At 67.5% G+C, this 14,500-nt stretch carries 13 protein-coding genes; 7 read left to right on the top strand and 6 right to left on the bottom strand.

Annotated features, from left to right (window positions below; genetic code table 11):
• Window positions 1-103: 103 nt before the first annotated feature.
• From LZ605_RS09525 to LZ605_RS09535, 3 genes are all read left to right on the top strand, one after another.
• Window positions 104-1,582, top strand: a complete 1,479-nt coding sequence (locus LZ605_RS09525; protein ID WP_249844618.1) for a DNA-3-methyladenine glycosylase 2 family protein — start codon at window positions 104-106, stop codon at window positions 1,580-1,582.
• On the top strand, window positions 1,579-2,070 hold the full coding sequence (locus LZ605_RS09530; protein ID WP_249844619.1) for a methylated-DNA--[protein]-cysteine S-methyltransferase: 492 nt from the start codon (window positions 1,579-1,581) through the stop codon (window positions 2,068-2,070). Before LZ605_RS09525 ends, LZ605_RS09530 begins: the two co-directional genes overlap by 4 nt.
• 195 nt (window positions 2,071-2,265) lie before the next feature.
• Window positions 2,266-3,516 (top strand): ectonucleotide pyrophosphatase/phosphodiesterase, encoded by a 1,251-nt coding sequence (locus tag LZ605_RS09535; protein WP_249844620.1) that lies wholly within the window; start codon window positions 2,266-2,268, stop codon window positions 3,514-3,516.
• A 110-nt stretch (window positions 3,517-3,626) separates the two neighbouring features.
• Here LZ605_RS09535 and LZ605_RS09540 read toward each other — a convergent pair whose 3' ends face one another.
• Window positions 3,627-3,806, bottom strand: a complete 180-nt coding sequence (locus LZ605_RS09540) for a 30S ribosomal protein THX (RefSeq protein WP_010483110.1) — start codon at window positions 3,804-3,806, stop codon at window positions 3,627-3,629.
• 110 nt (window positions 3,807-3,916) lie between these two features.
• Window positions 3,917-4,330, bottom strand: a complete 414-nt coding sequence (locus LZ605_RS09545; RefSeq protein ID WP_008264835.1) for a MerC domain-containing protein — start codon at window positions 4,328-4,330, stop codon at window positions 3,917-3,919.
• Window positions 4,331-4,465: 135 nt separating this feature from the next.
• On the opposite strand from LZ605_RS09545, the gene LZ605_RS09550 reads away from it, so the two are divergent.
• The 4 genes from LZ605_RS09550 (at window position 4,466) to LZ605_RS09565 (ending at window position 10,285) form a co-directional block, all read left to right on the top strand.
• Window positions 4,466-6,673 (top strand): TonB-dependent receptor, encoded by a 2,208-nt coding sequence (locus LZ605_RS09550; protein ID WP_249844621.1) that lies wholly within the window; start codon window positions 4,466-4,468, stop codon window positions 6,671-6,673.
• A gap of 201 nt (window positions 6,674-6,874) precedes the next feature.
• On the top strand, window positions 6,875-7,441 hold the full coding sequence (locus LZ605_RS09555; protein ID WP_249844622.1) for a TetR/AcrR family transcriptional regulator: 567 nt from the start codon (window positions 6,875-6,877) through the stop codon (window positions 7,439-7,441).
• Complete coding sequence (locus LZ605_RS09560) at window positions 7,441-9,114, top strand: MFS transporter (RefSeq protein ID WP_249844623.1); 1,674 nt, start codon at window positions 7,441-7,443, stop codon at window positions 9,112-9,114. Before LZ605_RS09555 ends, LZ605_RS09560 begins: the two co-directional genes overlap by 1 nt.
• Before the next feature lie 10 nt (window positions 9,115-9,124).
• Complete coding sequence (locus LZ605_RS09565; RefSeq protein ID WP_249844624.1) at window positions 9,125-10,285, top strand: HlyD family secretion protein; 1,161 nt, start codon at window positions 9,125-9,127, stop codon at window positions 10,283-10,285.
• An 86-nt stretch (window positions 10,286-10,371) separates the two neighbouring features.
• Here LZ605_RS09565 and LZ605_RS09570 read toward each other — a convergent pair whose 3' ends face one another.
• The 4 genes from LZ605_RS09570 to LZ605_RS09585 all read right to left on the bottom strand — a co-directional run bounded on the left by LZ605_RS09570 (window position 10,372) and on the right by LZ605_RS09585 (window position 14,494).
• Window positions 10,372-10,863, bottom strand: coding sequence for a Fur family transcriptional regulator (locus LZ605_RS09570; protein ID WP_107230286.1), 492 nt, complete (start codon window positions 10,861-10,863; stop codon window positions 10,372-10,374).
• A 34-nt stretch (window positions 10,864-10,897) separates the two neighbouring features.
• Window positions 10,898-12,301, bottom strand: a complete 1,404-nt coding sequence (gene gltX, locus LZ605_RS09575; RefSeq protein WP_249844625.1) for a glutamate--tRNA ligase — start codon at window positions 12,299-12,301, stop codon at window positions 10,898-10,900.
• A gap of 93 nt (window positions 12,302-12,394) precedes the next feature.
• Complete coding sequence (locus LZ605_RS09580) at window positions 12,395-13,978, bottom strand: M28 family metallopeptidase (RefSeq protein WP_249844892.1); 1,584 nt, start codon at window positions 13,976-13,978, stop codon at window positions 12,395-12,397.
• A gap of 105 nt (window positions 13,979-14,083) precedes the next feature.
• Window positions 14,084-14,494, bottom strand: coding sequence for a hypothetical protein (locus LZ605_RS09585; RefSeq protein ID WP_249844626.1), 411 nt, complete (start codon window positions 14,492-14,494; stop codon window positions 14,084-14,086).
• Window positions 14,495-14,500 lie beyond the last annotated feature (6 nt).

Consider the following 14,500-nt stretch of genomic DNA (forward strand, 5'->3'; position numbering starts at 1 on the left):
GCCGGCACTACCACGGGTGCAGGGCGCAGCCCTGCCGAACCCCTTCAGCATCCATGTCCGAATGTGGCGAGTATCGCTGCCCACTCCGGCCTAGACTGGCGCCATGGACACCGCACTCGCCCTCGACACCGCTGCCTGCGACCGCGCCCGTCTGGCCCGCGACGCACGCTTCGACGGCGTATTCTTCACCGCCGTGCGCAGCACCGGCATCTACTGCCGCCCGGTGTGCCCGGCGCCACCGCCGAAGCCGCGCAACATCAGCTATTTCCCCACGGCGGCCGCCGCAGCCGCAGCCGGCTACCGGCCATGCCTGCGCTGCCGTCCCGAACTGGCACCCCAGGCGCAGCAGGCGCTTGCCGGTCAGACCGTACAGCGTGCACTCGCCCTGATTCATGGCGGTTTCCTGCAGGATCAACCGGTGGGCGATCTGGCCGCGAAGCTTGGCCTGAGCGCGCGCCAGCTGCAGCGCCTGTTCGTCGAACACCTGGGTGCAACCCCGGGACAGATCCACGCCACCCATCGCCTGCTGCTGGCCAAGCAGCTGCTGACCGAAACCACGCTGCCGGTGACCAACGTGGCACTGGCTGCCGGTTACAACAGCCTGCGCCGCTTCAATACGGCGTTCCTGCAGGGCTGCGGCATGGCGCCAACCGCGCTGCGCCGCCAGCATCACCCACTGGCCGCCGACGACGGCAGCCTGGTGCTGCGTCTGGTGTATCGCCCACCGCTGGATTTCCCGCGCATGCTGGCCTTCCTGCGCAAGCGCAGCCTGCCCGGCATCGAGCTGATCGGCGAGGACAGCTACCAGCGCGTGCTCGGCACGCCCGAACGCCCCACCCTGCTGCGCGTCACCGCCGACCCGAAGCGGCCGGAACTGCATCTGCAGCTGGGCGCGGTCGATCCGCGCCTGATTCCAGACATCGTGCGCCGCGTGCGCCGCGTGTTCGATCTGGATGCCGACCTGCAACAAGTGCACGCCGCGCTGGGCGAGGAACCGCTGCTGGCGCGCGGCATCGCCGAACGGCCGGGCCTGCGCGTGCCCGGCGGCTGGGATGGTTTCGAGGTGGGCGTGCGCGCGGTGCTGGGCCAACAGGTCAGCGTCGCGGCGGCCACGACATTCGCGCGGCGGCTGGTGGATGCCTATGGCGCGCATCTGCCCGGCATGCCCTCGGAATTCGACCGCCAGTTCCCAGCGCCCGAGGTGCTGGCCGAAGCGCCGCTGGAATCGATCGGTCTGCCGCGGAGCCGAGCGGCCACCGTGCGTGCGCTGGCGGCCGCCTGCGCCAGCGGCCAGCTCGACTTCGGGCCCGGCCAGGCGCTGGAAGAGTTCGTTGCCCGCTGCGTGGCGCTGCCCGGCATCGGACCGTGGACGGCGCAGTACATCGCCCTGCGCGGCCTCGGCCAACCCGATGCCTTCCCAGCCGGTGACCTGGTATTGCAGCAGGTCCTGGGCCATGCGCAGGGCCAACGCCTGAGCGAACGTGCCACCGAAGCGCGCTCGCAACCGTGGCGCCCGTGGCGCGCCTACGCCGTGCTGCACCTGTGGCACCTGTCCGGCACTTTCGTTGGAGAACCGACATGACCCTGTTGTTCGACCGTTTCGACAGCCCGATCGGCGTGCTGACCATTGCCGGTGACGAGCGCGGCCTTTCGCATGTGCTGTTCCCGGAGAACCGCCATCCGGCGCGCGGCCGTGACCATTGGCACTACGCACCGGATGCACTGCCGGAAGCACGCGAGCAGTTGCTGCAGTTCCTGCATGGCGAGCGCAGCCGCTTCGATCTTGAGCTTGCACCGCGCGGCACGCCGTTCCAGCTGCGCGTATGGCAGGCGCTGGCACTGATCCCGTTTGGCCAGACCTGGAGCTACCTGCAGCTGGCGCAGCACCTGGGCCAACCCAGTGCGACCCGCGCGGTGGGCGCGGCCAATGGCCGCAATCCCCTGCCGATCATCCTGCCCTGCCATCGCGTGATCGGCAGCAATGGCGCCCTCACCGGATTCGGCGGCGGCCTGGAAACCAAGGCCGCCCTGCTGCGCCTGGAACAACGCCAGGCCCCGCTGTTTGCCTGAAGGTTGAGTGGCTGTTGGCAGGTGTCGACCTTGGTCGACATGCTGGATGGGTTTGCGGAGTGCCTCTGGTGAGGAGCCCCCTTCCTGTTGAAGGGCGCGCGCCGAAGGCGCGGGGATAAGGAAAAATGCGTGGACACGGCGCGCTTTCCGGCGCCGTGTCTCGGCTTGGTCATTGCGGCGGCTTATCATGCATGGATGACTTCCGTACGCCTGACCTGTTCGCTGGCGCTGCTGCTGCCCCTGGCATCCTGCACCACCGCGCCCGCCCCTTCCGCCTCCGCTCCCACCGCTGTCGCTGCGGCCGCGCCGCCGAAGCTGCTGCTGATCTCGATCGACGGCCTGCGCGCCGACGCACTCGATCGCGGCCTGACCCCGAACCTGCAGCGTCTGATCGACGGCGGCGTCCGCGCACGCTGGATGACACCGTCCTATCCGTCGCTGACCTTCCCCAACCACTACACCATCGTCACCGGCCTGCGCCCGGACCACCACGGCATCGTCAACAACAGCATGGACGATGCAGCGCTGGGCCGTTTCGAACTGAGCAACCGCGACGCGGTCACCACCAGCGGCTGGTGGGGCGGTGAACCGATCTGGGTCGGCGCCGAGAAGGTCGGCGTGCGTACCGCCACCACCTCTTGGCCGGGCAGCGAATCAGCGATCGGCGGGGTGCGCCCCAGCCAGTGGCGCGTGTACGACAGCAAGGAGCCGCTGGAGCAGCGCGCCGGCATCGTGCTGGACTGGCTGGCACAGTCCGACGCCGATGCACCGCGGCTGACCACGTTGTACATGGAACATGTGGACAAGGCCGGCCACAACTACGGCCCCGAATCGACGCAGTACGCCGAGGCCATCGCCCGTGCGGACCTGATTGTCGGCCAGGTGCTCGATGGCCTGCAGCAACGTGGCCTGGCCGCCACCACCAACGTGATCGTGGTGTCCGACCACGGAATGGCATCGGTGCCGGAAGGCCAGGTGATTTCCACCGAATCGATGGTCGACCCCGCCATCGCGCGCAATGTCAGCCAGGGCCAGTCGATCGGCTTTTCGCCGGTGGCCGGCCGTGAGGCAGAAGCCGAACGCGCCCTGCTCGGCCGTCACGCACACTATGAGTGCTGGAAGAAGGAAAACCTGCCGGCGCGCTGGCACTACGGCACGCATCCGCGCATTCCGGCCATTGTCTGCAACATGGACGAAGGCTGGGACGCGCTGCACCAGCAGAAGCTCGCCAAGCGCGTCCACCAGGACCGCGGCTCGCACGGCTACGACAACGCACTGCCATCCATGCGTGCGGTGTTCGTGGCCAGCGGCCCATCGTTCCGCCAGGGCCTGGTGATCGACGGGTTCGACAACGTGGATGTCTACCCGCTGCTGGCCCACCTGCTGCAGGTACCGGCCGCGCCGAATGATGGCAACCCGGAAACGCTGAAGCAGACGCTGCGCTGATTGAGCACCTCCGCCGGGCCATGCCCGGCGAGCGCAGCGCCCCGAACGACAGGCATAAAAAAACGCGGCGCCAGGCGCCGCGTTTTCTTTGGACCGGTCGGTCGGCCGGATCAGGCCTTGGCGACGGTCTTCTTCGCCACAGCCTTCTTCGCCGGAGCCTTGGCCACGGTCTTCTTGGCAACCGGGGCGGCGGCGCCTACGGCGACCTTGCTCGCGGTGTGCGAACGGGCGTTGCCGTAGCTGGCGTTGTAGCGCTTGCCCTTGGCGGTCTTGCGGTCACCCTTACCCATGTCTTCAACTCCTCAAGTGTGAAATCTGGTTACCCCGTACTGACACGGGTTCGGCGGGGCCGCCTTGCTGGGCGCCCCCGCGCACGATCGAAAATCCTATCACGGAGCGCCTAGTGCGCGCAGCTTGCGTCGTGCACGTGGCCGTGGTTCAGGCGCAGATTGACCAGATGGGCAACCCCCACCAGCAGGCCACCGATGGTCATCACCACCGCATGCGGCACGGCGTTGTGGTGCAGCGGGTCGTACAGCACGCCGGCCCACAGCGCGACCAGACCGGGAATCAGGAAGCCCAGCGCGCGCAGCGCGCCGTGGCGGCGGTAGCCCCAGACCAGGCTGAACAGCCCCAGCAGGGTCACGAACACCACCAGGGCCTGCTCCACGCCATCGCTCAGCCAGAACGACAGGCCCAGCGAAGGCGCCGCCGCCAGCAGCACGGGAATCACCGCGCAGTGCACCGCGCACAGCATCGAACCAGTGGCGCCGAAACGGTCGAGCAGGTGGCGCAGGCGTGAGGACAGGGACATGACTTCCAGCAGGGTCGGCGAATCGTTATGGAATAATATAACATCCGTTCCCGACCCGCACGGTTTCCCTCCCCCTGTCCCGCCGACGGGATACGTGCGCCCCGCGATTGATACATTGTAACAAAGGACCTACCCATGCCCGCCCAAACCCTGCGCTTCAAGCCGCATTCCCTCGCCCTGGCCCTGGCCGCCCTGCTGCCGTCCACGGCCTTTGCCGCCGGCCAGGACACCGCTCATCGTGACCGCCACCTGACCGAGCTGTCGTCGGTGCAGGTGACGGCCTCGCCGCTGCAGGGCGATGCCGAATCGCTGGCGCGCCCGGTCGACGTGCTTGCCGACGAACGCCTGGACGAGCAGAAGGCTGGCACCCTTGGCGATACCGTGGCCAAGCTGCCCGGCGTGCAGAGCACGTTCTTCGGCCCCGGCGTCGGCCGCCCGATCATCCGTGGCCAGGAAGGCCCGCGCGTGGCGGTGCTGTCCAACGGCATGGGCAACATGGATGCCTCCACCGTCAGCGCCGACCACGCCACCAGCATCGAACCGTTCCTGGCCGACCAGATCGAAGTGCTGAAGGGCCCGGCCACGCTGCTGTTCGGCAGCGGCGCCATCGGTGGTGCAGTCAACGTGGTTGATGGCCGCATCGCGCGCGAACTGCCGGAGCGCCCGCTCAGCGGCCGCGCCGAACTGCGCGGCAATTCGGTGAACAACGAGCGCAGCGGCATGTTCCGCCTCGATGGCGTCAGCGGCAATGTCGTGCTGCACGTCGATGGCCTGGTGCGCAATGGCGACGACTACCGCATTCCCGGCTATGCGGTCATCGACAGCCTGGAAGATCATCACGACCACGACCATGACCATGACCACGATGCGGCCGAGGGTGAAGAACCGCGTCGCGGCCGCCTGGACAACAGTTCCATCCGCACCCGCGCCGGTGGCGTCGGCGCCACCTGGCTGGGCGAAGGTGGCTACTTCGGCGTGTCGGCCAGCACCTACCGCACCAACTATGGCATTCCCAACGGCGCCCACGTGCACGCCGACGGCGACGATCATGGCCATGACCACGATCACGATCATGGCGACGAAGAGGAAGGCGACGAGCATGACGTGCGCATCGACATGGTGCAGAACCGCTTCGAGACCAAGGCCGGCATCTACAACCCGGTTTCGTTCCTGAAGAACATCAACGCGCGCGTGGCCTACACCGACTATGAGCACGTGGAGCTGGAGGCTGGCACGCCGTCCACCCGCTTCACCAACCGTGGCATCGAGGCCCGGCTGGAGGCGGTGCAGCAGCAGATCGGCGGTTGGGACGGTGCCTTTGGCCTGCAGTTCGGCAACAGTGATTTCGGTGCCAAGGGTGAAGAAGCTTTCGTCCCGGATACCGGCACGAAGAACATCGGCCTGTTCGTGCTGCAGGAAAAGCAGTTCGGCCCGTTCAAGCTGGAACTGGGCGGCCGCCACGACCAGGTCAAGCTGGAGCCGACCGGTGATTACCGCCGCCGTACCTTCGGTGCCACCAACCTGTCCGCAGCCGGCATCTGGAAGCTCAACGACGCGGTCGACCTGCGCATCGGCGTGGACAGCTCCGAACGTGCGCCGACCAATGAAGAGCTGTATGCCGCCGGCGCGCACATCGCCACCCGCTCGCTGGAAATCGGCGACGCCAACCTGAAGACCGAGCGAGGCCAGCGCGTCGAGCTGGGCATCCATACCCACAGCGAGCGCCTGGACTTCTCCGCGTCGGTCTACCAGACCAAGTTCAAGGACTTCATCTACCTGGCCGACACCGGGGTGACCGAGAGCCTGCCGGTCCGCGCCTGGACCCAGCAGGACGCGGTGTTCCGCGGCGCCGAAGCCGAGGCGCTGGTGCATCTGTTCGAAGGCGGTGCCGGCGACTGGGACCTGCGCCTGTTCGGCGATTACGTGAAGGCCAAGCTGGATGGCAGCGGCAGCCGCACGCTGGACATCGCGGTGCCGCACGGCGACCACAACCACAATTACTCGGTGGAACTGGCCAACACCGGCTACCTGCCGCGCATCGCACCGGCCCGCGTCGGCGCCGACCTGCGCTGGTCGAAGGACGGCTGGCGTGCCTCGGTCGGTGCGGTGCGCTACAGCCGCCAGAAGGACGTGGCGCAGAACGAGGAGCCGAGCAATGGCTACACCCTGGTCGATGCGCATCTGGCCTACCGCTGGGACCGCAACACCAGCAACAGCTACGAGGTGTTCCTGGATGGCAGCAACCTGACCAACCGCGAAGTGCGTCCGCATACCTCGCTGCTGCGCGACTACTCGCCGCTGCCGGGTCGCGGTGTCGCTTTTGGCATCCGCGCGTTCTTCTGATCGCGCAAGGCGGGATCGGATCCCTTTCCGACGGAAAGGGCTCTGACCCCACGCCATCAGAACGGGGGCCTTCGGGCCCCCGTTTTTGTTTCAGCCGCACCCCATCACGTAGGCGTCACAAAGATGTGCGTACGACAACAACCGGACAATCCCGTCACTCACTGTCTCGCCAAACGGACATTTTTGTCCGAAAATAATTCCATGACTGCCCAACGTGCCGATGCTGCCGCCCGCCGTGCCCTCATCCTCGATGCCGCCGACCATGTCTTCGGCCAGCATGGCGTCACCGCCCCGCTGGACCTGGTGGTCGAGCGCGCCCAGGTGGGCCGGGCCACCCTGTACCGCAACTTTCCCGACCGCACTGCGCTGATCCAGGCGCTGCTGCAGCGCACGGTTGATCGCATCCGGCGCCAGGTCGAACAGCTTGGCGACCGCGACGACGCCCTGTTCGAGGTGTTCGAAGGCATGGCCCAGCGCATCATCGATTCGCCGGCACTGGCCGATTACTGGCGCGCGGTCGATTCGGACGTGCCGGCCATGCGCACCGCACGCGAAACCGTGCGTGATCTGCTGGAAGGCCCCATCAACCGCGCCAAGGCCGCCGGCCTTTGCCGCGCCGACCTGGACAAGACGGATATTTCACTGATCTCGGGCATGCTGGGCGCAGCCCTGCGCGGCAAGACCCGCGACGAGCGCGCCCATCTGGCCGGGCGTGCCCTGCAACTGCTGCGCGGGGGACTCCAGGGAGCTACCAGCGAGGCCCGTTGATGGTCCAGCCGTATCTGAAGCCGGTTCCGGATTGGGAAGAGCACGAGAAGCCGACCATGCCCGGCTCGGCGTCGATGCCCTGGCATCCGCCGCATCGACGCGTCGCCTACGCACTGGTATCGCTGCTGGTGGCGATCACCGGCGGCCTGGGCAACGCGCTGGTCACCGCCAACCTGCCGTTCCTGCAGGGCCAGCTGGCGCTGACCCCGACCCAGGGCAGCTGGCTGGTGGCGGCCTACGCGATGGTCAATGTCACCGCCAACCTGCTGGCCTTCAAGTTCCGCCAGCAGTACGGCATCCGACTGTTCGCCGAGATCGGACTGGGCCTGTATGCGGCGTTGGCGGTGCTGCACTTGTTCGTCGGCAGCTTCGAGACCACGATGCTGACCCGGGCCGCCAGCGGTTTCGCCGGCGCGGCCTGTTCGACGCTGGGCACGCTGTACATGCTGCAGGCGCTGCCGCGTCGCTTTACCGGCAACCTGCTGGTGGTCGGCGTTGGCCTCTCACAGCTCGCGGTCCCGATCGCCTGGATCGTTTCGCCGGGCCTGGTCGATACCGGCCAGTGGCACCAGCTGTACTCGTTCGAAGCCGGCCTGGCGCTGTGTGCGTTCGCTGCCGTGGTGGTGCTGAAGCTGCCGCCGGGCATCCAGGTGAAGGCGTTCGAGCCGCTGGATTTCCTCACCTTCGCGCTGCTCGCGCCGGCGGTGGCGCTGCTGGTGATCGTGCTGGCGCAGGGCTACACACGCTGGTGGCTCAACACGCCCTGGCTGGGCTGGGCGTTGATTGCCTCGATCGCGCTGTCGACCACGGCCGTCATCATCGAACATTACCGGCGCAACCCGCTGCTGCAGACACGTTGGCTGGCCAGCCTGCCGGTGCTGCATTTCATCATGGGCGCGTTCCTGATCCGTTTCCTGACCACCGAGCAGTCCTATGGCGTGGTCAACCTGATGCGTACGCTGGGCATGGGGCCTGATCAGATGCGACCGTTGTTCGTGGTGATACTGGCCGGTGTGGTCACCGGCATCGTGGGCACCGCGCTGACCTTCGGCCCGAAGCGGCTGATTCCGCAGCTGCTGATGGCGATCCTGCTGCTGGGCGCGGCCGCGTTCTTCGACCAGCACCGCACCAGCCAGGACCGCCCGCAGGACTTCTTCGTCAGCCAGTTCCTGGCCTCGGTCGGTGCCGGCATGTTCATGGGGCCGCTGATCATGCTCGGCATCTCCGCCGCGCTGAAACAGGGCGTGGACCACATGATCACCTTCCTGGTGACGCTGTCGATCACCCAGACCCTCGGCGGCCTGGCCGGTTCTGCGGTGCTGGGCACCTTCCAGCTGCATCGCGAACAGCTGTATTCCAGCGCGCTGACCAGCCAGCTCGACCCCGCCGATCCAGTGGTGGCGCAGCGCCTGCGCCTCCAGCAGCAGTTGTACGGCGCACAGATCACCGACCCGGTGCTGCGCAGCGCACAGGGCAGCGCGCAGCTGGCGCAGACCACGCGCCGCGAAGCCAACGTGCGCGGCTTCAACGATGTGTTCACCCTGAGCGGCTGGCTGGCGATCGGATTCCTGTGCTGGTTGCTGCTGCTGTCGCTGCGCACCGCCGTGCTCAGGCAATGGCGCAAGCGTCATCCCTCTTCCCCTGCCGTGGCCACGCCGGCCGCAACCCGCTGAGTCCACTGCCATGCCTCCGGTTCCGCCCCGCCCCGACGACACCGACGACGTCACCCCACCGCCACCGACCGACGCCGCCCCCGCGCCGACGCCGGTCGAACCGGCGCTGCCGCCGAAGTACCTCAAGCCCAGCGCACGCAGTGTGGTGGTGATGGTGGTGGTGGCGCTGCTGGGCATCGCGCTGATCCTGCGTGCCTGGCACCTGTGGCCGTTCACCAGCGCCGTGATGGTGACCGACAACGCCTATGTGCGCGGGCAGATCACGGTGATGGCGCCGCAGGTGAACGGCTACGTCACCGAGGTGCTGGTGAAGGATTTCCAGCATGTGAAGCAGGGTGAGCCGCTGCTGCGCATCGATGACCGCATCTACGCGCAGCGCGTTGCGCAGGCGCAGGCCACGCTGGACAGCGCGCGTGCGGCGCTGGCCAATTCGGACCAGTCGCAGGCGCAGAACCGTGCACAGATCGCTTCGGTGCACGCCACGCTGTCGGCCGGGCAGGCCGAACTGCAGCGCTCGCGCAACGAGCTGAAACGCTACGAGGAACTGGCCGCGCAGCAGCTGGTATCGATCAACGACCGCGACAAGTTCCGCACCAGCCAGGCCTCGGCACAGGCCAGCGTGCAGCAAGCGCAGGCGCAGATCCGCATCGCCGAGGAGACCCTGGTCTCGACCCAGGTGGCGCGCAAGAGCCTGGAAGCGCAGGTGGAGAGTGCACAGGCGCAGCTGGAGCTGGCCCGCATCGACCTGGCCAACACGGTGATCCATGCGCCGCGCGACGGCCAGATCAGCGAGGCCAGCGTGCGCGTGGGCCAGTACGTGGCCGCCGGCTCGCAGCTGCTGTTCCTGGTACCGGATGCGCTGTGGGTGGTGGCCAACTACAAGGAAGGCCAGACCTGGCAGATGCGCATCGGCCAACCGGCCACCTTCGCGGTGGATGCGTTCCAGGGCCAGGTGCTGCGCGGCCATGTGGAGCAGATCGCACCGGCCACCGGCTCGGAGTTCAGCGTGCTGCGGCCGGACAATGCCAGCGGCAACTTCACCAAGGTGGTGCAGCGGCTGCCGATCCGGATCTCGATCGATCCGGGACAGGAACTGGCGGCGCGGCTGCGGCCAGGCATGTCGGTGATCGCACGGGTGGATACCGCGGCCGAGCCGGCGCCGGCCCGGTAGAGTCGAGCTTGCTCGACTAGCTCATGAAATGGGGTCAGATCCCTTTGCCTCTGGCAAAGGGATCTGACCCCAATCCCACCGCCCGCTCAGCCTGCGCAGCGCGCGCAGAGCCCGTGCACTTCCAGGGTCTGCGCCTGCGGCTGGAAGCCCAGTTCCTTGGCGCGCTTTTCCAGCTGGCTGACGATCTCGCGGTCTTCCAGCTCCACCGCGCTGTGGCAGCTGTTACAGATCAGAAACGGCACCGAGTGCGCCGCGCTGCTGGGGTGATGGCAGGCCACGAAGGCGTTGACCGATTCCAGCTTGTGCACGAAGCCATTGGCCATCAGGAAGTCCAGTGCACGGTACACGGTGGGCGGGGCATCGGCGCCCACACCCTTGCCGTTGCGCACCCACTCCAGCAGCTCGTAAGCCTTGACCGGCTTGCCGGCCTCGGCGATCAGCTTCAGCACATTGGCGCGGATCGGGGTCAGGCGCAGCCCGCGTTCGCGCGAGACACGCTCGACCACCGCCACGAAATCCGTTGCGTCATGGACGTGGTGGTGCGGGGCGGTACAAGCAGTGGCGGTCTTGGCGGGCATGCGCGTTCTCCGGTTCGGGCCTGGCAAGGATGCCTCAGGCCGTTGCTACCTTGGTGATGGCCACATCGATGCGTTTCAAGGCCTGCTGGCGGCCGGCCAGATACACGGTCTGGGAAATGTCAGGGCTGACCTGGGTGCCGGTGATGGCCACGCGCAGCGGCTGGGCGACCTTGCCCATGCCGATCTCCAGTGCCGCGGCCGTGTCGTGCAGGGCCACGCCGACCGCTTCAGCGGTCCATTCCGGCAGCGCCGCCAGCAGCTCGCGGGCCTTGCCCAGCGCCACCTCGGCACCGGCCTTGAAATGCTTGGCCACCGCGGCCTCGTCGTAGGTGGTCAGCGGCTGGTACCAGACCACGGCGCTCTCGGCCATATCCTTCAGGGTCTGCACGCGGTCACGCAGGGCCACCACCACGTCCTCCGGCGCCGGGCCGGCGGCCACGTCCAGGCCCAGCTTCTGCAGCTGGTAGACCAGGTGCGGGGCGATGCTGGCTGGCGTCTCGCTCTTCAGGAACTGCTGGTTGACCCAGCCCAGCTTGGCCATGTCCAGGCGCGAGGCCTTGGAATTGCAGTCCTTCACGTCGAACAGCTCGATCAGCTGCTGGCGGCTGAAGAGCTCCTGGTCACCGTGCGACCAGCCCAGGCGGGCCAGATAGCTCAGCAGCGCGTCGGGCAGGTAGCCCGCATCCTTGTACTGCATCACGTCGGCCGCGCCGGTGCGCTTGGACAGCTTGGCGCCCTGCTCATCCAGGATCATCGGCATGTGGCCGAACTTCGGCACCGGCGCGCCGATGCCCTCGTAGAGGTTGATCTGGCGCGGGGTGTTGTTGATGTGGTCGTCGCCGCGGATGACCTCGGTGATGCCCATGTCCCAGTCGTCCACCACCACCGCGAAGTTGTAGGTGGGGTAGCCGTCCGGGCGGAAGATGACCATGTCATCCAGCTCGCTGTTGGCGATCTCGATGCGCCCCTTGATCAGGTCGTCGAAGACCACGCTGCCGTCGAGCGGGTTCTTGAAGCGGATGACGCGGTTCGGGTCGTCCTTGCGCAGCAGGCCCAGCTCGCGCGCGGCGCCGTTGTAGCGCGGCTTTTCCTGCCTGGCCATGGCCGCCTCGCGCATGGCGTCCAGCTCTTCCTTGGTTTCGTAGGCGTAGTACGCCTTGCCGTCGGCCACCAGCTGCTCGGCCACTTCCAGGTAACGGGCCACGCGGTCGGTCTGGTAGATCGGGCCCTGGTCGTAGTCCAGGCCCAGCCAGTCCATCGCCTCCAGGATGGCGTCGATCGCCGCCTGGGTGCTGCGTTCACGGTCGGTGTCCTCGATGCGCAGCACGAACTCGCCGCCACGGTGGCGGGCCTCCAGCCAGCAGTACAGTGCGGTGCGGGCACCGCCGATGTGCAGGTAACCGGTGGGGCTGGGGGCGAAGCGGGTGCGGCAGGTCATGGAGGGCTCGAGCAACGGGAATCCGCCGATTTTACCACCAGCCCCGGAAAGGCAAGCAGGGACCGGTGCGCCCGGCCCCTGCCACCCGGTTCTTCAGGGCTGCGGTTCAGCCTTGCGCGGGAAGGACTGCTCACGCATCGCCGCGTTGTAGGCGAACGAGGCGACGATGGCTGCGGCCTGCTTCAGGTCTTCCGGTTCGGCGTGGTCCCAGGTGTCCAGATGGGTATGGTGGACATTGGTGAAATAGTCCAGCCGATCCTGGATGAACTGGAAGCCCGGCAGGCCGATACGGTCGAAGCTGATGTGGTCGGTGCTGCCGGTGTTGCGGGTGGCCACGGTGGTGGCGCCCACGTCATGGAACGGCGCCAGCCAGGCTTCGAAGATCGGCATCGCCGCCAGGTTTTCCTGGGCGTAGATGCCACGGAAGCGGCCCGAGCCGTTGTCCATGTTGAAGTAGACCTGGAACTTGCCGTAATCGCGGGTCTTGCGCAGCGCGCCGGTCGGCTCGCGCAGCGAGGCCGGCAGCGCCTTCTGCGCCGGGTCGGTGGGCTCGGGGAACTGGCCGAAGTGCTTGGCCACATAGGCCTGCGAGCCGATCAGGCCCTGCTCTTCGCCACTCCACAACGCCACCCGGATGGTGCGCTTGGGCTTGGCGCCGGTGGCCTTGAGGATGCGCATGGCCTCCATCATCACCGCCACGCCGGCGGCATTGTCGGCCGCGCCGGTGCCGCTGTGCCATGAATCCAGGTGCGCGCCGATCATCACCACTTCATCGGGCTTGCTGCTGCCGCGGATCTCGGCCAGCGTGTTGTAGCCGGGCTGGTCGGCCTCGTCGGTGAAGCGTGCGGCCACATCCACGCGCAGGCGCACGGTCTGCTTGGCCTCCAGCGCGCGCACCAGCGGATTGAAGTGCTCGCTGATCATCGCCAGCTCCGGAATGCCGACCGATTCACCGGCCTTGCGCGAGCCGCCACCGGCCACACGGATGATGCCGTTGTCCCAGCTGCTGATGCTGATCGAGGCCAGCGCACCCTCTTCGACGAAGAACGCATTGACCTTGGCCGTCAGCGTCTGCCGTTCCTGGTATTCCTTGACCCGCTTGGCGCGTTCAGCGGTGGCGTCCTTGTCCTTGGGCAGGGTGAACTCCTGCAGGCCTTCCAGCGAGGTGGCATCGTGACGGTGCGAATCAGCTTCGGTGCCGCGCTTGTACTCGCGCGCCTCGCCCAGCAGCAGGATCTTCCCGCGCAGATTGCCGCGGTATTTCTCGATGTCTTCGGGCTTCTTGATCTCGACCTGCACCAGCTCGCCTTCCACCGGCCCCTGCGTGCCCGGAGTCCAGGCCTTGGGCAGCGCATGCAGCGGCTGGATGCGGTCACCCAGCATCTCCACGCTGGCCGAGGTGAATTCCCAGCCGCGTCCGAAATCATCGAAGGCTTCGTCGTGGACGTTGTCCAGCTTCCATTCGTTGAACTTGCCGCGGGTCCAGGCGTTGGCGCGGCCCATCGCCGGCGAATTGGTCAGGCGCGGCCCAATGCGTTCGGTGAGATAGCTGAAGGTGTCCATCACCTGCGAACGATGGAACGCCTCCTGGCGGATGCGGCTGACCATGTCCAGGTCCACCGTTTCGCGCTGCTGCGCCCCTGCGTTGCCACCCATCGCCAGCGCTGCGGCCAGCATGCCCCACTTCAACACATCCCACCCCTGCCTTGCGGCCTGCTCATCAACCCGTCGAGTCTAGCCAGCACGGGCGCGGCGATACCGTCCCATCGGTCATGGGGGCGATCACCCATTCCACCCCAGCCACAACTGCGCCCGTTCCGGCAGCAGCAGCAACCAGTGCCGCCGGTCGATGCTGCTGCAGCCGTATACCGCCGCATGTGCCGGCCAGTCCTCCGGCAAACCCCTCATGCCTATCTCGGCCAGCGCCGCCGCCCCGGCCTTCCATGGCCGGTAACGCGGCACCCGGCCGGCCACCGCGCCGCGTCCGTGCCGCGCGTCCTGCAACCAGCCCAGGCCCTGCCCCTGCAATCCTTCGCAGGTCACCGCAGCCAGCTGGAAGCGGACCAGGCCGGGGGCGATCCGTGCCCCCGGCAGGGCCGCCAGCACACCATGTGCCTGCAGCAGTGCATCCACCTCCAGCAGGGCCGGGATGCCCTGTTGTGCCCGTTGCCGCAATCCCTGGCGCCAGCCCATCGCACG

The organism is Stenotrophomonas maltophilia (assembly GCF_023518235.1).
GTDB lineage: Bacteria > Pseudomonadota > Gammaproteobacteria > Xanthomonadales > Xanthomonadaceae > Stenotrophomonas.